This window comes from Flavobacterium rhizosphaerae (assembly GCF_046000445.1).
GTDB classification, from domain to species: Bacteria; Bacteroidota; Bacteroidia; order Flavobacteriales; family Flavobacteriaceae; genus Flavobacterium; species Flavobacterium rhizosphaerae.
Genome location: NZ_JBELPZ010000006.1, coordinates 73,018 through 92,225 on the forward strand (window position 1 = coordinate 73,018; position 19,208 = coordinate 92,225).

Annotated in this window: 13 protein-coding genes; 7 read left to right on the top strand and 6 right to left on the bottom strand. The window is 42.5% G+C overall.

Features of this window, described 5'->3' with window-relative positions; translation table 11 throughout:
- Positions 1-26 precede the first annotated feature (26 nt).
- The 7 genes from ABS766_RS07775 to ABS766_RS07805 all read left to right on the top strand — a co-directional run bounded on the left by ABS766_RS07775 (position 27) and on the right by ABS766_RS07805 (position 14,591).
- Positions 27-395 (top strand): VOC family protein, encoded by a 369-nt coding sequence (locus ABS766_RS07775; RefSeq protein WP_408084565.1) that lies wholly within the window; start codon positions 27-29, stop codon positions 393-395.
- A gap of 68 nt (positions 396-463) precedes the next feature.
- Entirely contained in the window at positions 464-1,363 is a 900-nt protein-coding gene (locus ABS766_RS07780; RefSeq protein WP_408084566.1) for an ABC transporter ATP-binding protein, read from the top strand.
- 3 nt (positions 1,364-1,366) lie between these two features.
- A complete protein-coding gene (locus ABS766_RS07785; protein WP_408084567.1) occupies positions 1,367-2,206 on the top strand; it encodes an ABC transporter permease in 840 nt (279 codons plus the stop codon).
- A 17-nt stretch (positions 2,207-2,223) separates the two neighbouring features.
- Positions 2,224-4,539: a choice-of-anchor L domain-containing protein gene (locus ABS766_RS07790; protein ID WP_408084568.1), complete on the top strand. Its 2,316-nt coding sequence runs from the start codon at positions 2,224-2,226 to the stop codon at positions 4,537-4,539.
- Between the two features lie 36 nt (positions 4,540-4,575).
- On the top strand, positions 4,576-6,189 hold the full coding sequence (locus tag ABS766_RS07795; RefSeq protein ID WP_408084569.1) for a T9SS type B sorting domain-containing protein: 1,614 nt from the start codon (positions 4,576-4,578) through the stop codon (positions 6,187-6,189).
- 139 nt (positions 6,190-6,328) lie between these two features.
- A complete protein-coding gene (locus ABS766_RS07800) occupies positions 6,329-11,200 on the top strand; it encodes a T9SS type B sorting domain-containing protein (protein WP_408084570.1) in 4,872 nt (1,623 codons plus the stop codon).
- 22 nt (positions 11,201-11,222) lie between these two features.
- The gene (locus tag ABS766_RS07805) at positions 11,223-14,591 is read left to right on the top strand and encodes a T9SS type B sorting domain-containing protein (RefSeq protein WP_408084571.1); all 3,369 of its coding nucleotides are present in this window, start codon (positions 11,223-11,225) and stop codon (positions 14,589-14,591) included.
- Positions 14,592-14,683: 92 nt separating this feature from the next.
- On the opposite strand, the gene typA is transcribed toward ABS766_RS07805, so the two are convergent.
- From typA to ABS766_RS07835, 6 genes are all read right to left on the bottom strand, one after another.
- The gene (gene typA, locus ABS766_RS07810) at positions 14,684-16,483 is read right to left on the bottom strand and encodes a translational GTPase TypA (protein ID WP_408084572.1); all 1,800 of its coding nucleotides are present in this window, start codon (positions 16,481-16,483) and stop codon (positions 14,684-14,686) included.
- A 202-nt stretch (positions 16,484-16,685) separates the two neighbouring features.
- Positions 16,686-17,228 carry a DUF4252 domain-containing protein gene (locus ABS766_RS07815; protein ID WP_408084573.1) on the bottom strand — a complete coding sequence of 181 codons (543 nt, stop codon included), beginning with the start codon at positions 17,226-17,228 and terminating at the stop codon, positions 16,686-16,688.
- 5 nt (positions 17,229-17,233) lie between these two features.
- A complete protein-coding gene (locus tag ABS766_RS07820) occupies positions 17,234-17,761 on the bottom strand; it encodes a DUF4252 domain-containing protein (protein WP_408084574.1) in 528 nt (175 codons plus the stop codon).
- Between the two features lies 1 nt (position 17,762).
- The gene (locus ABS766_RS07825) at positions 17,763-18,239 is read right to left on the bottom strand and encodes a DUF4252 domain-containing protein (RefSeq protein ID WP_408084575.1); all 477 of its coding nucleotides are present in this window, start codon (positions 18,237-18,239) and stop codon (positions 17,763-17,765) included.
- 20 nt (positions 18,240-18,259) lie between these two features.
- On the bottom strand, positions 18,260-18,697 hold the full coding sequence (locus ABS766_RS07830; RefSeq protein ID WP_408084576.1) for a hypothetical protein: 438 nt from the start codon (positions 18,695-18,697) through the stop codon (positions 18,260-18,262).
- A complete protein-coding gene (locus ABS766_RS07835; protein WP_408084577.1) occupies positions 18,678-19,193 on the bottom strand; it encodes an RNA polymerase sigma factor in 516 nt (171 codons plus the stop codon). Before ABS766_RS07835 ends, ABS766_RS07830 begins: the two co-directional genes overlap by 20 nt.
- Between the last annotated feature and the right edge of the window lie 15 nt (positions 19,194-19,208).

A 19,208-nucleotide genomic window follows, 5' to 3' on the forward strand; every position in this document is an offset into this window, starting at 1 on the left:
TATTTGATATACAAAAAATACTACTCATGCAACACAATGGCAAATCCATCCGCCCATTTATAGGCGCTAAAGATTATCAAACCTCCCGGAATTTTTACCGGGACCTTGGCTTTGAAGAAACCGAATTAAGCCCGCAGATGTCTGTATTTAAAAGCGGCGAACTTAGCTTTTATCTTCAAAATGCCTATGTAAAAGACTGGGTAGACAATACCATGGTTTTTATGGAAGTAGATGATATAAACCGCTTTTGGGAACAAGTTTCTGCCTTAAAGCTTGACGAAAAATATGAAAACGTAAGGCTTGTACCTATCCGCCATAACGATTGGGGCAGCGAATGTTTTGTGCATGACCCTTCAGGTATTTTATGGCATTTCGGAACGTTTAATTCAAAATAACACTGACAATTTGGTAACAAAATAGTTTGTTTATCGTCAAACAGATAAACACCATAAAACAAACTATTATGGATACCATATTAACCATCAACAACCTAAATAAGCGCTTTAAATCGGTACATGCGGTAAACAATGTTTCTTTTGAAATAGAAAAAGGCAATGTGTATGGCATACTGGGGCCTAACGGCAGCGGAAAAAGTACCACGCTTGGCATTATACTCAACGTAGTCAACAAAACCTCAGGCAGCTATGCCTGGTTTGGCGGCAGCATGCAAACCCATGAGGCGCTTAAAAAAGTAGGCGCTATTATAGAGCGCCCTAATTTTTATCCCTACATGAGCGCTTATGACAACCTTAAGCTGGTTTGTAAAATAAAAGGCGCATCCTACTCTAAAATAGAGGAAAAGCTGGAACTTGTAGGACTTATAGAACGTAAGGACAGTAAATTCCGAACCTACTCGCTGGGTATGAAACAACGCCTGGCCATAGCCTCTGCCCTGCTTAATGATCCGGAAATATTAATATTGGATGAACCTACCAACGGACTGGACCCACAAGGCATACGGCAAATAAGGGATATTATACGCCAGATAGCTGCTACAGGCACTACCATACTTTTAGCATCGCACCTGCTGGATGAGGTAGAAAAAGTATGCAGCCATGTGGTGGTATTACGGAAAGGTGTAGTACTCTATACCGGCACAGTAGGCGGCATAAGTGCTGAAAGTTTTTTTGAATTAAAAGCGTATGACAACAGCCTGCTTGCGGCTGCCTTAACAGATTACAGTGCTGTGAGTAGTATACAGGAGCGAGAAGGTTTTGTTATTGTAAATACCAACCAGCCTGTAGCTTCTGCAGACCTTAACCGCTACCTTGCCGAAAAAGGCATCTATCTTTCGCACCTTGTACAGCGTAAACAGAGCCTTGAAGAGCAGTTCTTACAATTAACCTCTAAACAAACCCATTAAGCCATGAAACGTCTTTTAAGCATAGAATTCCAGAAATTGTGGAGCAACAGGTCAAGCCGCATACTTATTTTATCCTATTTCATACTGCTCTCTTTCATTGCGTTGCTGGCCTCAGTAAACTTTAAAATTATTGGTATAGATTTCCGCCTGGCAGACCAGGGTATTTTCAACTTCCCATACATCTGGCATTTCAATACCTTTATAGCAGCATGGCTTAAAATATTTCTTGCATTGGTCATCGTATCAATGATGTCAAACGAATATACTTATGGCACATTAAAGCAAAACTTAATAGACGGTTTAAGCAAAGAAGAATTTATTATTTCTAAACTACTTACAGTAATTTTATTTACTGTAGCCTCTACCCTGTTTATTTTTATAATGTCGCTTATACTAGGCTATAACTTTTCATCCTACACAGAAGCCTCTATAGTCTTTTCTGAAATGGAATATCTTGGAGGCTATTTTTTAAAACTACTGGCATTCTTTTCTTTCTGTCTTTTTGCCGGCATACTGGTAAAACGCTCTGCTTTTGCCATAGGTTTTATTATTTTATGGCAAATTGTAGAACTAATTGCATGGTGGGCATTGCGTTGGTTTATAATTAAAGATGGCCCCACAACAGATAGTGTTATCAACTTTTTTCCGCTAATGTCTATGTTTCAATTGGTGAAAGAACCGTTTTCTAAATTTGAAACCTATCGTGCAGTAGAAACAATGAACAGTGGCGTAGTGACAGAAAAATTTTACGGAATACACTGGTACGAAGCTGCCATAGTTATTTTTTGGACATTTGCTTTTATTTATTTGTCTTACAGAATACTAAAAAAGCGTGATTTGTAGTACCTTTGCAGCCGCTTATGAATTTAAGACCTGCATATAAAGTACTTTTCTCCCTGTTATTTATTGCTTATCAGGCAAATGCCCAGTATATAGAGGTTGATGATACGTATACCCCGCAGCAACTCGTGCAGGATGTATTGGTAAACAGTACCTGTGCAGTAGTTTCTAATGTAAGCGTAAGCGGTGGCAACTTTACCAATGGAAGCCAAAGTTTTGGCTACTTTTCGGGCAGTGGTACCACTTTCCCTTTTCAAAATGGTATTATATTAAGTACAGGCCGTGCGGTAGGTGCCGAAGGTCCTAATACATCATTACTTGATGATGGAGGCAATATTGCCTGGGGCGGGGATTCCGACCTTGAGCAGGCGCTTCAGCTAAACAACAGCATAAACGCTACCCTACTTGAGTTTGATTTTGTGCCATTGGGCAACAGGATAAGCTTTGATTACATGCTTTCATCAGAAGAATATCATGATAATGCCCCCTGCAATTATTCAGACGGTTTTGCTTTTTTATTGCGGGAAGCAGGCAGTACGGCACCGTACCAGAACCTGGCTGTTATCCCCGGCACTAACATCCCTGTAAAAGTAACTTCGGTACATCCGCAAATTGGGGGTAATGGTGGTTGCCCTGCCCAGAATGAACAATATTTTGGTGCCTTTAACGGCACACAGCACCCTACCAACTTTAATGGGCAAACAGCGGTACTTACTGCCGTGGCCGATGTGCAGCCCGGTGTAACCTACCATATAAAACTGGTAATTGCAGATGAAGGCAACTACCGGTACGATTCAGCTATATTTCTTGGCGGCGGCAGCTTTGATATGGCTACCAACCTGGGGCCAGACAGGCTTGTAGCTAATGGTAACCCGCTGTGCAGCGGGGAGCTTTATACGCTTGATGCCACATCGCCCAATGCTACAGGCTACCAATGGTATAAAAACGGTGTTGCGCTTGCAACAGAAACATCAGCAACATATACCGTTACAGCGGCAGGTGAGTATAGCGTTGAGGTTACCTTTACCCCTACCTGCTCGTCTGACGGGGAGGTGACTATAGAATATGTAAACCCTCCGGCACTAGGCACCTATACGTTATTACAGTGCGATGATGATACTGATGGGTTTACTGCTTATAACCTTGAATTTGCAGGAAGGCTTGCCACGGGGAATAACCAAAACTTTACAGTTGTAGCCTATTATGAAAGTATGGATGACGCCATAAACGGCACCAATCCCATAACCACACTATCGCCTTATAACAATACCATTGTTAACCAGCCTATATACATTACGGTATTAAACCAATTCGGCTGCCTGGGGGTAGCTACTGCAGTGCTTTCAACTTCGGCCAATACAGTAAATAACCCTGACCCGCTGGAAATATGCGATACTGACGGCACAGATGATGGTATGGCTGAATTTGACCTTACCACAACCGAAACAGAAATTTTAAATGGACTGCCCAACGGGCTGCAATTGGAGTATTATACCTCATATACCGATGCTTTAACGCTTACCAATAGTATTTCTCAGCCTGATGCTTTTGTTAGTACAGTTTCCGGTACACAAATGGTTTACGCCCGCATAACAAATGCAGACGATTGTTATGGTATAGCCGAAATAACATTGGTGGTACGCGGTTTTAACGGGGTATTAAACGATGAAGAAGCCATTATATGCCAAGGAGAAACCCTGACGCTGGATGCCGGAAATGGTTTTGCTTCTTATTCATGGAATGATGGTAATAACCAGCAAACCCAATTTTTAACTGTAACAGAGCCGGGGTCTTATACGGTTACCCTCGGTAATGCTTTTGGCTGTACCAGCAGTAAAACTTTTAAGGTACTGCCATCGGGTGCGGCAACAGCTGCACAGGTAGTTATTGATGATTTTCACCAAAGCCATAATAGTGTAACGCTTATCCCTGCAGGGAGGGGCGATTATGAATATTCTGCAAATGGTATTACCTACCAGCAAAGCCCTGTTTTTGAAAACCTGCCTGCCGGGCCGTATGTTTTTTATATAAGGGATAAAAATGGCTGCGAACCTGTTTTAATACAGCGTGCGTATATACTTAACTACCCTAAGTTCTTTACACCAAATGGCGATAACAGCCATGAAACGTGGCGCATACCTTTTATGGAGAAACGCCCTGATATCAGGGTACTTATTTTTGACCGCTACGGCAAGCTAATTACCGGTTTTGGTGGCAACTCTACGGGTTGGGATGGTACATTTAATGGGCATACGCTGCCTGCTGATGATTATTGGTTTACTATTCAGCTGGAGGATAATAAAATAATTCGCGGACACTTCGCCCTGATACGTTAGAATTTTTATTTTTATAAAAATTTTAACGTCTTTATTTTGAAACCAGCCTTAACCAACCTTTTATTCCTATTCTTCACTTTTAGTGTATTTGCACAAAATGACTGTCCCGATGCTATTATTGTTTGCGGCAATAATAATTACAGCAACCTTAATGCTACCGGTGTAGGCATACAGGAGCTTACCATGGATAATGCCTGCCACAGTGTAGAAAACAATTCGCTTTGGCTAAAACTGCTTATTAAAGACGGCGGTACACTGGGTTTTATACTGACCCCTGAAAATACTGACCCCGAAGTAGATTTTGATTTCTGGCTGTTTGGCCCTAATGTAGCGTGTGGCGACCTGGGTACCGCCATACGATGCAGCACCACAAACCCGGGCAATGCAGAGCTTACCTATAATACTACCGGTATGGATGAAACAGAAACCGATACCAGTGAAGGCCCGGGAGAACTTGGCAATGCTTTTATAAACTGGATAACCGCCAGTGATGACGATACGTATTACCTGGTGATAGATCGCCCACATGGTGCAGCAAACTTTTCTATAGAGTGGACGGGTACCGCTACATTTCATGAGGTGCCTGTGTTTTATAACCCTGATAACATACCGCTTGATATAGTACAATGTGATGATGATAATGTAGATGATAACAGCACGGCTTTTGACCTTACTATTTATAATGAAATGTTTATCGGCCCACAGACAGATGTAGCCCTTACATTTCATAATAGTATTAATGACATGACCACGGGTGAAAACCCTATTGCAGCCCCGCAAGCTTTTGTTAATACACAAAACCCGCAAACCATTTACCTGCGAATGACTAATACGGTAACCGGATGCTTTGCCAATGAAACCTTTACCATAAGCCTTGACAGAAGTATACCTATTGGCAAGCCACAAAACCTGGAAGAATGCGATTTTGATGAAAATGGCCTGCAATGGTTTGATTTAACCGTAAATGATGACCTGATTAAAGAAGGTAATACTACAGCAGAAGTAACATACTATACCTCTGAAGAAGATGCCCTTAACCATACAAACCCTGTTGAAACATCGTATCTCAATACAATACCTTACCAAACCCAGACCATTTGGGCAAAGATAGACAACACCGAAGGGTGCTTTGCCGAAAATATAACTACGTTTACCGTGGGCATTATTCCGTTAAAGGATATGAACCATAGTTTTAAAATCACCGATTTTAAAGAGCATGGCAATTCCATAGAAGTAATTATGGAAGAACAGGGAGAAAATTTATTTGAATATTCAATGGATGGGGCACTTTTTACGGCCTCCCCCTATTTTGGAGATCTTGACCCGGGTGTTTACACTGTCTATATACGCTCAACAGACTTATGTAAAACTATAAGTGAAGAGGTGGTAATACTTGATTATCCCAAATTTTTTACCCCAAACCTAGATGGCATACATGAATACTGGAATATTTATTACATCAGCCACTTCCCCAATGCACGCATTAGTATATTTGACCGTTACGGTAAACTGGTAAACAGTTATTTTGGTTATGAAATGGGGTGGGATGGCTACTATAACGGCAAAAGCCTACCGTCAACAGACTATTGGTTCAGACTCGATTTTGATTCAGGCCGCGCAGTAAAAGGGCATTTTTCGCTGGTACGGTAAGCCATAGTTATTTGTATGACTTTAAATAATTTCACTATACCACTAATATTCACAAAATTAATCTCATAATTTAAAGAAAACAACGTAACAGTAGTGCAAAAATTTTTATTTTTATAAAAAGTTTAACTATTGCTATGTTGTGAAAAATACACCTGCATATTTATTATGGCTGTTTTTCTTTATATGCGTGCAAACGTATGCCCAAAATGATTGCCCGGAAGCATTATACGTATGCGGCAACAGCGATTATTATGGGCTGGACGCAACAGGCATAGGCAGCATTTTGGAAATAAATTCAGACAATGCCTGTGCCAGTGGAGAAAACAATACCCTATGGCTAAAAGTAGTTATTAAAGATGGGGGTACGCTTGGTTTTGACATCATTCCTGAAAATATTGACGACCTGGGTGTAGATTTTGATTTCTGGCTGTTTGGGCCTGATGTTTCCTGTGGAGACCTTGGCACGGCCATAAGATGTTCTACTACAAACCCAAACCAGGCAGAGCTGGATTACAACACTACAGGTATGAACGCAACGGCTACAGATGTTTCTGAAGGCCCCGGGCCTGATGGAAACTCCTATGTAAACTGGATTACCGTTCAGGATGACGAAGTATATTACCTGATTGTAGACCGCCCGCATGGTGCCAGTAATTTTTCGCTTATCTGGTCGGGTACCGCTACATTTCACGAAGTACCCCAGTTTTTAAACCCTGATAACATTCCCCTGGTTATTGAGCAATGCGATAATGATGATGTTAATGATTTTAGCACGGCTTTTGACCTTACCGTGTATGAGGAAATGTTTATTGGCCCGCAAACCGATGTGGCAATAACCTACCACAACAGCAATAATGATATGATAACCGGTGAAAACCCTATAGATAACCCTGCAGCATATCATAACACATCAGATCCTCAGACCATTTACATGAGGATTACCAACCCTATTACCAATTGTTATAGTACAGAAACACTCGCCATACAGCTTACTCCGCAAATACAGGCCGGGGAACCTCAAAATTTTACAGAATGTGATACTAATCAGGATGGATTTTTCAGTTTTAATCTGGAACTTAATAATGACCTTATAAAAAATGGAAATACCGAATGTGCCGTAAGCTATTATGCTTCAGAACAGGAAGCCATAACAGCCACAACCGCCCCCCTGCCACTTATGTACCAGAATCAGGTGGCCTACACACCCGAAACCATTTGGGCAAGGCTGGAAAAAACCAATGGTTGCCTGGGGTATGATATTAAAAGCTTTACCATAAATGTAAATCCGGTACCTCAATTCAACAACCCTCAAAATATTGACCTGGATCTTTATAAATGTGACGAAGATAATGTTGACGACCTCTCAACTGTTTTTGACCTTACCGCTCATGAGGCAATGTTTACCGGTAACCAGCAAAATATTATATACACCTACCATACCACTGCTGATGCTGCTGTTTTGGGTACACCGTTTATTGATAATCCCTCAGGTTTTGCCAATACCTCTAACCCACAGCAACTATTTATACGGGCAGTAAATATGGTAACGGGCTGTAGCGCATACACTCAAATACAACTGCATGTGTTGCCCACGCCGGTGGCCCCTCTACTGCAACCTTTGCAGGAGTGCGATTTTAATAACGATGGCTTCGCAGTATTTAACCTGCAGGCTGTATTAAGCCAACTGGCTCAGGACATAAACGATGTTACTGTTACCATACATGAAACCGCAGAAGATGCCGTTCACAATGCCAACACTATTACAAATACCATCGCTTATAGTAATATTGTGGCAAACGGACAGGTGCTATATATAAGGGTTAGTGCAAATTATAACGAATGTTTTAGCGTAACCGAGCTTCAGCTGATTGTCAACCCGGTACCAGAGGCGGTAACGCCTGCTGATTATGCCCTGTGTGACAACGGGCAGGACGATACCGACGGCCAGGCCATTTTTGACCTTGGCACCGTAGCGGAAGAAGTACTGGGCGGCTTAGACACTTCGCTGTACAGTGTAAGCTATTATGATGATGAGACGAATGCCGAAAACGGCATATCGCCCATTACCACCCCGGGTGCCTACCTTAGCCCTACGGCTACGGTATACATCCGTGTTACCGAAAACGCCACAGGCTGTTATGATGTAGTGGCGCTGGAACTGATTGTGAACCCGCTGCCGGTAGTGAGCAACCCGGTACCTTACAGCCTTTGCGATGAGGACAACCCGGGCGATGAGCAGGAAGTATTTGACCTGACCACTAAGATAGACGAGATCACCGGCGGAGCCGATGGGGTAACAGTAACCTTCCACGATACCTACCAGGAAGCCGAGGGCAACACCAATGCCATTGCCACCCCTGAGGCCTACACCAATACCACTACGGTAGAAACCCTTTTTGTAAGGGTTACCGACAATGAAACGGGCTGCTACCGTATCGTACTGCTGGATGTGCGTGTAGAGCCACTACCGGTAATCGTACCGCCTACCCAGGAAGATTTAACCACCTGCGATACCAACGGTATGGGCATTGGGGTGTTTGACCTTGAGGCGCTGATAGAAGATATGGTAAACAACGGTGAAAATCTGCTATTACAGTTTTATGACACCCATGAGGATGCCGAAAATGATGTTAACCCAATTAGTAACATACAAAACTTTCAAAATGTAGATCCGTACCTACAGTTTATTTATGTACGGGTTACCGATACAATTACAGGATGCTTTAGGACCTACCAGTTAACCCTTATTGTGGAACCTGCCCCGCAGGCCCCCGATGTGGACGACCTGACCCAGTGTGACGATACAGACAACAACGGGCAGGACGGGCAGGCCTATTTTGACCTTACCGTGCAGGAGGAAAGCATTTATGAGGCCCTAGGCCTTGAGGCAGGCAGCCTGACAATACACTACTTTACCAGTGAGGAAAATGCCGATGCCGGCGCCCCGAGGATCACCACCCCGCAGCACTACTACGGCAGTGACGGGCAGATGATATGGATCCGCGTGGAAGACCCTGATACGGAGTGCTACAGCCTGACCAGCTTTACGCTGCACCTGAATGCCCCTGTGGCTGTGGTCACCCCCACACCTTTGGTGCTGTGCAACGAAGCATTGCCTAATGACGGGCAGACGGAGTTTAACCTTACCGTTAAAGATGAAGAGATCCTTGGAGTATGGGGTGTAGGCCAGGGCGACACAGTGACCTACTATGAAAGCCTTGCCGACCGGGATAACGACAACCCGATAGCCACCCCTGAGGCCTATACCAACCCGGCCCCGCCGCAGGGCAACCCCAAAACACTGCAGGTGGTGGTTACCACCCCTGAGGGCTGCAAAAGCTATACGACCCTTACCATTAAAGTGCTGCCGCTGCCGGTACCCGATACCACCCCGGATGCGCTGGTACAGTGTGATGACAACGGCAATGGCGACGGCGTGGAACCCTTTGACCTTACAGAGGCAGAGGATGACATCCGCAACAACGATAACAGTGTTATAATCACCTACTACACCAGTGAGGAAGATGCCGCCACGGGTGACAACCCGATACCCGACCCGGCCAACCATGTAAGCGGTACCGCCACAGTATGGGTACGTGTAGCTGCCAACACCGGCAACCCTAACGACCCGGTATGCTACCAGGTAGTAGCCCTGGAGCTGGTAGTGAACCCGCTTCCGGCACTGGGCGATGAAGGGGTTATTGAACCCTATGCGATCTGCGAGCCGGACACCGACGGCTTTGCCACCTTTGACTTAACGGCACATTATGATGAGATCCTGATAGGGGAAGACCCTTCGGAGTATACCATTACCTTCAGCTATAACAGCATGCCGGTACCCTATACCTATACCAATGTAGTGGCCAACAGCCAGACCATTGATGTAAAAGTAGTAAACAACGAAACCGGCTGTGAGGCCACTGCCCCGCTGACCCTGCTGGTAGAACCACAGGCGATAGCCAACCCTATAGTAGACGGGCAGCTGCAACAAACCTGTGATACCGATGGGGAGAACGACGGCTACTACAGCCCCGGCTTTGACCTTACGGTAGTGGCCCCCGAGGTACTGGGCAGCCAGGATGCAGCCATCCACCAGGTAACGTATTATGAAAGTTTTGAAGATGCCCAGGCAGGCACCAATGCCATAGCCGACCCTACAGCGTATGTGAACAGCACCCCGTATGGCATGACCATCTGGGTACGTATCATCAATACCACCACGGTAAGCGGCTGTGCCGACTTCACCAGCTTTGAGCTGCTGGTAGAGCCACTGCCAGAGCCGCAACTTACAGGTGGCACACTGTGTATAGATTATAATACAGGCGAAGTATACCGCCCTGTATTACTGGATAGCGGACTTGAAAATAATTATACATTTAACTGGTATCATGATGGGGTAGTAATTGTTAATGCAAATGGGCCTGCTTATACTGCTACCGAGCCGGGAGAATACACGGTTACCGCAACAAGCCCAAATGGCTGTGTTTCGGTGCCTATTGCGCCTGTGACGGTAAACTTGGGCGGCCCTGCCAGCCCCATTGCATCGGGCTATATTGTAGGCAATGAGCTTTCAGATACTAAAACACTTACTGTATTGGTAGAAGGCTATGGACAATACCAGTACAGCCTTTCGCCCGAAGGCCCTTGGCAAAACAGCAATGTGTTTACAGACGTACCCCTTACAATACAAAACATATATATAAGGGATACTGCAGGAGACTGTGACGCAGTAATTTTAACCAATATACAGGTGATTGATTATCCGCCTTATTTCTCTCCAAATGAAGATGGTTTTGAAGACTATTGGAATATAAACGGCCTAAATGGCCATCCCGAAGCTCGTATTTATATTTTCGACCGCTACGGAAAATTATTAAAACAACTTGCATCCAACAGCAAAGGATGGGACGGCAGCTATAATGGGCATAAACTGCCCGCAAGCGATTACTGGTTTACGCTGGAGTTTGGAAGTGGTCAAAATATGAAAGGGCACTTCTCGCTAATACGATAAATGCCCAAATTAAAATATTAAAATGAAAAAACTATTACTCCTCTTTCTTATAATTACCGCCCCGGCTATTGCACAAAAGGAAGCCAATAATTGGTTTTTCGGTAAAAATGCAGGAATACATTTTCTTGATGACGGATCTGTAGAACCTCTTCCGGGCGGGCAAATGGTAACTAACGAAGGATGCAGTTCAATATCGGATGAAGAAGGGAATTTATTATTTTATACTGATGGGCGTACCGTTTGGGACCGTAACCACATAATAATGCCTAATGCTGATTATTTTGGCGGCACAGGCCTTTTGGGCGACCCCTCCAGTACCAATTCGGCTATTATAGTTCCTAAAAAGGGAAGTCCGGATATCTATTATATTTTTACAGTAGATGAGCCACACCATACCAATGCCTCGGTATATCCCGCTCAATATACCGGCTCTTATTTAGAATCAAACGGCGAACAAATTATAGAACAATTTATACCTGACGCTGACGATGGATTGAATAATGGTTTGAATTATTCGGTAGTAGACCTTTCAATAACCGGAGCTAACGGAAGTATTGGAGATATTACAGACAAAAACATTCATCTGCTCACTTATGATCCCGATGACATTGACCAGGCTAAATATAAATGCTCAGAAAAAATAACTGCAGTAAAAAGCCAGAATAACGGCTTTTGGGTAGTTACCCATTTTATAGATACCTTTTATGCCTTTTTTGTAAATGAAAATGGCGTAAACACTACACCCGTTACTACACAACTTGCACCGGTTGTACCTACAAGCGGTTACAGGCGTAATGGCATTGGGTGCATAAAATCCTCGCCAGATGGCGATTACCTGGCTATAGTACATAACCAGTTAGGAACCCAGACAGGGGGAACTGCCGATAATGGTGTGGTATATTTATACGATTTTGATAACAATACCGGTACTTTAGCCAACCCTTTACTCATAAAAAACAATTCTAAACCCTATGGCATTGAGTTTTCCGCACAGTCAAAAAAACTGTATGCGAGCTTTGAAATGCTTAATGGCTATGGGGGGCTGCACCAATATGACCTGTTAAGCAGCAATATCCCTGCTTCAGACCAGTTAATAGGCGATGTTACCGGGACTGCGTTACAACTTGGCCCAAACGGAAAAATTTATGGAGCTATTAATGGAGCCGTTTCGTTATATGTCATCAATAGCCCGGAAGAAGACGGTTCTGCCTGTAATTTTATTAATAATGCTATACCCCTGCCGGCAGGCACACGGAGTGTGTTTGGCCTGCCACCGTTTATTACTTCGCTGTTTTCAGGAAATATTGTTGTTAGCAATATGTGTTTTGGAAATACTACCCAATTTAAAATAAATACAATGGGTAGCTTTGATTCCATTACGTGGGATTTTGGGGATGGCAGCCCAACATCTACTGATATTGAACCTGAACATCAATATGCCGGCAGCGGTATATATACTGTTACGGCTACCATAATAAAAGATGATGATACTATTGTTATAGAAAAGGAAGTTACTATATACGTGGTGCCTGTAGCCAACACCGCCCCGGACCTTACAGAATGCGATCCAGATAATGACGGCATAACTACATTCAGCCTTTCTGACAATGATGCCGAGGTTTTAGGGACACAAAGCGATGCAGATTTTACAGTACGCTATTTTGCTTCTCAGGCAGATGCCGATACAAACTCGCAAGTATTAAATGCTATATTATATTCTAATACAAACAACCCGCAAACTATATATGCGCGTGTACAGAATAAAGGTAATACAGATTGCTATGCTGTAACGAGTTTCACTATCAATGCTTTGCAGGCTCCCGAGTTACTGGTTACTGAATTTGCTACCTGTGATGAGGATGCAGACGGGGATGATACTAACGGTCAGGTAATTTTTGACCTTGAGGAAGCCACCATTGCATTATTGGGCGATGATGCACCGGATTATACTGTAGTATATTATGCCTCACAGTCCAATGCGCAAAGTGAGACCACGCCCCTGCCCCAGCAATTTTACAATACGGTGGTCAACAGCCAGGTTATTTATGCACATATTACCAATAATACGTTTACAAACTGTTTTAGTATAGAACCTGTTACGCTTATTGTAAACCCGCTGCCTGTTGATATACAAAATGCTGCCCTCATACAGTGTGATACCGAATTTAATGCCGATGGCATAACACAGTTTAATTTAACGGAAGCAGATAACTATTTTACCAATGGCGATGCCGATTTAACAGTGAGTTATTTTACCGAAACAGATGATGCTGAAAATGAAATAAGCGCATTAACCGGAGCCTACACTAATACTACCAACCCCGAAACGGTGTATGCGCGGGTAAGTAACACTTTAACAGGCTGCTACAGGGTTATGCCGCTTGTGTTACAGGTAAATACCGTTACGCCCAATGTGCTTACCATGGAGCGGTGTGATGATGATGGCACCGAAGACGGCCTGGCTGAATTTACCCTTACCGATTTAGGGCTGGAGTCTGCCGGAACTACCGTAACATATTATACCAATGTAACTGATGCCCTGTTAGAACAGAATGCAGTAGGAGATACTTATACCAATGTACAGGAAAATGAGGAGGATGTATATGCCCGTATTGAAACCAATAACGATTGTACCGCCATACAGCAAATTAAGCTGATTGTACATCCGCTGCCTGATGTTCCGTATGATGAAACAGCTATTGTGTGTGTAAACACCGGAGATTATATTGTCTTAGATGCCGGTGTTGCTGGCGCCAATTTTACCTATTTATGGTCTAACGGGTCAATAACAAAAACCATTATAGTAAACCAACCCGGTACGTATACTGTATTGATAACTGATACTTCCCATAGTACGCTTTGCCAAAAACAAAAAACAATAACTGTATTGCCGGGTGATGTAGCTGTAATTAATGATATATTGGTACATGACCTGACTGATAATAACACCATTACAGTGCTGGCCTCTCCTGCCAGTAATGTAGATACCGTATATATGTACAGTATTGATGAACCTGATGGCCCATGGCAGGCAGGTAATTATTTTGAAAATGTTTCGCCAGGCATACACACCGTATATGTATATGATACTAACGGTTGCGGTATTGTAAAAAAACAGGTAGCAGTGCTTGGAATACCTAACTATTTTACCCCCAATGCCGATGGGCAGCACGATTACTGGAATGTTATTGGTATTAATGGCCCCGGAAACTATAATAGTAAAGTGTATATTTTTGACCGTTACGGTAAACTTATTACTAAAATAAAACCGCAAAGTATTGGCTGGGACGGCACATACAACGGCAGGCCCATGCCCTCTACCGATTACTGGTATTTAATAGAACTGGAAGACGGAAGAACAGTAAGGGGACATTTTAGTATGGTACGGTAACTATTTAAAATTATCGAATCAGAATTTTATAAAATAAAAAAGCCACAGCAAGATACACTTGTGTGGCTTTTTTTATTATTATGTAGCGTGTTTTAAGCTATTTTAAAACGCTTACGGTCATTTTCTGTAAGATAGATTTTACGCAGGCGCAGGCTCTTAGGCGTTACCTCAACATACTCATCTTTCTGTATGTATTCCAACGCTTCTTCCAGGGAGAATTTAACCGCGGGGATAATCCTTGCTTTATCATCTGCACCTGATGAACGTACGTTTGAAAGTTTTTTGGTTTTGGTTACGTTAACCGTCATATCATCACCACGGCTGTTTTCTCCAATAACCTGTCCTTCATAAATATCTTCGTTAGGGTCAACAAAAAACTTGCCCCTGTCCTGAAGTTTATCAATAGAGTAAGGGATAGCCTTACCATTTTCCATAGAAATAAGCGAACCGCTCAAACGTCCCGGTATTTCGCCCCTGTATGGCTGATACTCCAAGAAACGGTGTGCCATAATAGCTTCACCTGCTGTTGCAGTAAGTAGCTGGTTACGCAGGCCTATAATACCACGAGAAGGGATAAGGAATTTTACAATCATCCTTTCACCTTTAGGTTCCATGCTAAGCATCTCGCCTTTACGCAGGGTTACAAACTCAACTGCACGTCCGCTAAGGTTTTCCGGCAAGTCAATAGTAAGCTCTTCAATAGGCTCGCATTTAACGCCATCTACCTCTTTTATGATAACCTGTGGCTGGCCTATCTGCAGCTCATAACCTTCGCGCCTCATCGTTTCTATAAGTACCGATAAGTGTAGTACACCTCGGCCAAATACCATAAATTTATCGGCACTGTCAGTATCTGCAACACGCAGTGCAAGGTTTTTTTCAAGTTCTTTAGACAATCTGTCTTTAATGTGGCGTGAGGTAACAAATTTACCTTCTTTACCAAAGAAAGGAGAATCGTTAATAGTGAAAAGCATACTCATGGTAGGCTCATCAATAGCAATAGAGGTAAGCGCTTCAGGATTTTCAAAATCGGCAACCGTATCGCCAATTTCAAAACCTTCAAGGCCCACAATGGCACATATATCGCCGGCAACAACCTCACTTACTTTTAAGCGGCCAAGGCCTTCAAAAGTGTGTAATTCCTTTATTTTTGATTTGCTTATTTTACCATCGCGCTTAACAAGGCTTATATTCATACCTTCTTTAAGTATGCCCCTTTGCAGGCGGCCTATGGCAATACGCCCGGTAAAGCTGCTAAAGTCTAATGATGTAATAAGCATTTGTGGCGTACCTTCAGATACTTTTGGTGCAGGAACGTGCTCCAGTACCATATCTAAAAGCGGCTCTATATTTTCAGTTTTATTTTTCCAGTCATCGCTCATCCAGTTTTGCTTGGCCGAACCGTATACGGTAGGGAAATCAAGCTGCCATTCTTCTGCGCCAAGCTCAAACATCAGGTCAAACACTTTTTCATGTACTTCTTCCGGAGTACAGTTTTCTTTATCAACCTTATTGATAACCACGCAAGGCTTAAGACCAAGGTCTATAGCTTTTTGAAGCACAAAACGTGTTTGTGGCATTGGGCCTTCAAAAGCATCCACAAGCAGTAATACGCCATCGGCCATGTTTAATACACGCTCTACCTCGCCACCAAAATCGGCGTGACCAGGGGTATCAATAATATTAATCTTAGTACCTTTATAAGTAACCGATACGTTTTTAGAGGTAATTGTAATTCCCCTTTCACGTTCAAGGTCGTTATTATCCAGTATCAGGTCGCCGGTGTTCTCATTTTCGCGGAACAGTTGGCAATGGTACATAATTTTATCAACCAGGGTAGTCTTTCCGTGGTCAACGTGGGCAATAATTGCAATGTTTCTAATAGCAGCCATCTTCGTTTTTTTGAAGCCGCAAAGGTACATTTTATTTCGAGAAAAAAAACATTAATTATGAGCAAGTTAGCCAAAAACGCATTTAATAATATACTATAAACGGTATAGTAACCTTATGGAGGCCATTTTGCACTACAGGCTGAATAAAAAAATCCCCGGAAAAAGCATTCTTCGGGGATAAAATCCTAAAAATTAAACCTGATTATAATTTAGCGGGCACTACCAATTGCTGTAGTGGTTTAAACTCCTCCATATCCATACCCCCTTTTTGTATTAGCGATACTATGGTTAGTATATTATCGGGTGTCATGTTATTGCCCAATACACGTATTATACCAAATCCTTTGTTTTTATTATGGGCAAATATTACAAACTCTTCTATATCCTCACCTTCAGTAAGCGTATTAACCGAAACCCCATTGCCGCCTGAATTGAATTTGATCAGTTCATCATAATGGTCTTTCTTTAAAAGCGCTTTCACGCTGTCGCGCTCTGCAGTATATTCACCCTGATTAGTGCTGTCTGCCTTAAACATGAGTATATTAAATTTATGGAGCGAATTTAAAGCTTCTTTTTCTTTTTCGGAAAGTGATAAACTATCGGTTTTTATAAAAGAAGGCGCTATATCTAATGCCATAAAGCCTTTTTTATGAGAGTGTTCCACATAATATTTTTGCAGGGTAGGCTCACTGTTGCATGAAACAACTAACAGGGCAAACAGCACTATAAAAACGGTCTGTTTCATACTTATTATTTTTTAGAGGCCTTTTTAAGCGCTTCGCCACCGGGCAGGTCCATCTTATCAGTAAGTACCGATAAATCATTAAGATCAAAATTACCTGTAAGCGACATGATTACGGTATCTTTATTGCCGCCCCCGCCTTCTATAAACATAAGCAGCTCTTTAACCTGGTTTGCCGTAGCGCCCGATTTTACATATATTTTAATACTGCTCCCCCCTTCGGATATGCGCATTAATTCATCCAGCGCAGTACTTTTGAGGTAACCGTCTACTGTGCCTTTCATCTCTGCGGCAATTTTGCTGTTAGATGTTGAAAAAACCTTAAGGTTACTCAGTTTTTTAACAAGGTCAAGATATTGTTGTGCCTCCTTATCTTTAGAATCCATCTCGATTTTACCAATAAGCTCGAACATTTTTTTGGTAACCACTACAGTAGTAACCTGTTCGCGCCCATCAAACTTATCAAATACCGAAGACTGGGCAAAAAATGCCGAAGGCATCATTACAAATAATAAGGCAATAACTATTTTATTCATTTTATTTTTTTTTCAGTTTTTCAAAGTCATTAAGATTAATGTTTCCGGTAAATGAGCATACCACTACCTGATTATCCTTAGTACCTTCAACAAATATAAAGCATTCTTTTATCAGCGCAGGGTCATTACCCTGTTTTGCATATATTTTTACTTTTGTACCTTCTTTATTAAATGTCATTAACTCTTCCAGCTTATTGCTTTTGAGGTACGCAGCTGCAGTACTTTTTAGTTCGCCTGCCAGTTTTACATCTTTGGTGGTAAAAACTTTAAGCTTGTCAAAATCCTTAATCATGTTTACATACTCCTTAGAGTCTTTACCGGCAATATCAGTATCTATACTGCCTAAAATTTCAAACATTTCTTTGTTAACAACAAGGGTTTCCATACCCTCACGGTCTTCAAACTTATCAAAAGCGGTTTGAGAAAAGCCTGCAAAAGATACAAGGGCTAAAACGGTGGTTACTATTAATCGTATCATCTTTTTTTATATTTTATTTGTTACTCTTTAAAAATTTTTTCTTTAGATTTTTCATACTTTTCAATATACGTCATGCTTGCCACACCCACATTTACATTTTGTGAAAGCATGTTAAGGGCTTTCTGAGTTTCCCTGAAGGCTACTTCGGGATCATCATACGTACCCAGTTCATTACTATTATCCTGATAATTAAACCAGGTAACTATACCCAGCAACATCACTACGCTTGCAGCAACCGATAACCACACTGCCTTTGGCTTTTTGGTTTTTAGTGGTACGGTTTTTTCAAACTTTAGTTGAGATGCATGTTCAAAATACCCAAACATTGGGCGGTACTGCTCCAGATGCGGCGCCACGCCCGGAGAAGTAAAATATTGTTTCAGTTGCTTTTCTTCGGTAATAGTTGTTTCAGCATTAAAATACCTTTCAAGCAATTTTTCAGTTTCTCTTAATTCCATAGCTGTGCTTTTTTATCAATTCTTCCCGTATCGTTTTCCTTGCCCGTGATAAAGCCACTCTTACAGCGGTCTCATTCATATCCATTATTTTGGCAATTTCATCATATTCATATTGTTCTACATCTCGCATTTGCAATATCAGCCGCTGCTGCTCCGGCAAATGCTGCATCAGCTTTTCGGCCCACTCCCAGCTGTCGCGGTCTTCTGCCTGTTGTTGCAGCCCGGCCTGGCCATCGGTATAATTAGAGTGCACAATACGCATTTCTGTAGCACGTTTGGACTTTAGCTGGTCCAGGCAGTAGTTTTTAGTAATGGTCATAGCAAGTGCTTCAACGCTTTTATAACTTTCAAGCTTACTTTTATTGTTCCATAATTTCACCAAAACCTCCTGCGTAGCATCTTCAGCTTCTTCTGTACTTACCAGAAGCCTTTTTGCGAGCCGGAACACCCTGTCCTTAAAAGGAGCTATTACTTTTATAAACTCCGATTGATTCATGCCAATCCTTGTTTG

What these genes read in the sequence shown, in the direction of transcription:
- ABS766_RS07830 (WP_408084576.1), bottom strand. Translation starts at nt 18,697, where the DNA reads ATGGAATTAAGAGAAACTGAAAAATTGCTTGAAAGGTATTTTAATGCT.
- ABS766_RS07835 (WP_408084577.1), bottom strand. Translation starts at nt 19,193, where the DNA reads ATGAATCAATCGGAGTTTATAAAAGTAATAGCTCCTTTTAAGGACAGG.
- ABS766_RS07805 (WP_408084571.1), top strand. Translation starts at nt 11,223, where the DNA reads ATGAAAAAACTATTACTCCTCTTTCTTATAATTACCGCCCCGGCTATT.
- ABS766_RS07820 (WP_408084574.1), bottom strand. Translation starts at nt 17,761, where the DNA reads ATGAATAAAATAGTTATTGCCTTATTATTTGTAATGATGCCTTCGGCA.
- typA (WP_408084572.1), bottom strand. Translation starts at nt 16,483, where the DNA reads ATGGCTGCTATTAGAAACATTGCAATTATTGCCCACGTTGACCACGGA.
- ABS766_RS07790 (WP_408084568.1), top strand. Translation starts at nt 2,224, where the DNA reads ATGAATTTAAGACCTGCATATAAAGTACTTTTCTCCCTGTTATTTATT.
- ABS766_RS07780 (WP_408084566.1), top strand. Translation starts at nt 464, where the DNA reads ATGGATACCATATTAACCATCAACAACCTAAATAAGCGCTTTAAATCG.
- ABS766_RS07825 (WP_408084575.1), bottom strand. Translation starts at nt 18,239, where the DNA reads ATGATACGATTAATAGTAACCACCGTTTTAGCCCTTGTATCTTTTGCA.
- ABS766_RS07775 (WP_408084565.1), top strand. Translation starts at nt 27, where the DNA reads ATGCAACACAATGGCAAATCCATCCGCCCATTTATAGGCGCTAAAGAT.
- ABS766_RS07785 (WP_408084567.1), top strand. Translation starts at nt 1,367, where the DNA reads ATGAAACGTCTTTTAAGCATAGAATTCCAGAAATTGTGGAGCAACAGG.
- ABS766_RS07815 (WP_408084573.1), bottom strand. Translation starts at nt 17,228, where the DNA reads ATGAAACAGACCGTTTTTATAGTGCTGTTTGCCCTGTTAGTTGTTTCA.